1 protein-coding gene is annotated in these 694 nt (G+C 57.6%); it reads right to left on the bottom strand.

The window, feature by feature from the left end; all coding sequences use genetic code 11:
* A partial coding sequence (locus AC1D0Z_RS23535) for a sensor histidine kinase (protein WP_477660532.1) occupies window positions 1–665 on the bottom strand: 665 nt, incomplete at its 3' end.
* Window positions 666–694: the final 29 nt, after the last annotated feature.

The raw sequence follows: 694 nt of genomic DNA, 5'->3' as shown, positions 1-694 counted from the left end.
TTGTCCGACACGCACAAGGTGACACCCTTCTCTTGCAACGATGCGCTCAGCTCGATTTTTCCGTGATGTTCCGTGAATTTGGAAGCGTTATTCAGTAAATTGGAAAGTACCTGTGACAGGCGCACCAGGTCGCCCTGCAACACCACGGGCTCGACCGGGATGCTGACACTCAGCTCCTGGCTCCTGGCTGCCAGCAGCGGACTGCTTGCCTCTACCGCATGCTCGCACAATGTCGACAGCAGGACGGGCGCCATATGAACTGTCACCTTCCCCCTGACGATGCGCGAGACATCCAGAAGGTCATCGATCATCCTGGACATGTGATCAACCTGCCGCGCAATGACGTCGCGTGCCCACGCCACCTTCGGATCGATGGCCTCGGAGCCGTGAATGATGTGAACTGCGTTCCTTATCGGTGCCAGGGGGTTCCTGAGTTCATGCGCAAGCATGGCCAGGAATTCGTTCTTGCRGCGATCCGCCTCCCGGACCAGCGTATACAGCCTGGCATTTTCCATGGCGATGGATGCACGGCTGACTACTTCACTGAGCAAGGCGGTATCAGCCCGCTGGAAATCCTCTGTTTTGCCAAACAGGACAAGCGCCCCCAGCATTTGATCGCCGGAACTCAGAGGGCATACAGCCATCCGCTCAGAGAAGGGGGCCAAACGGGCGGACTCAGGTTCAGGATTTGAAG

The organism is Polaromonas sp. P1_E3 (assembly GCF_056405935.1).
The sequence above is the reverse complement of the archived record's forward strand: the minus strand, read 5'-3'. Positions and strand labels throughout refer to the sequence as shown.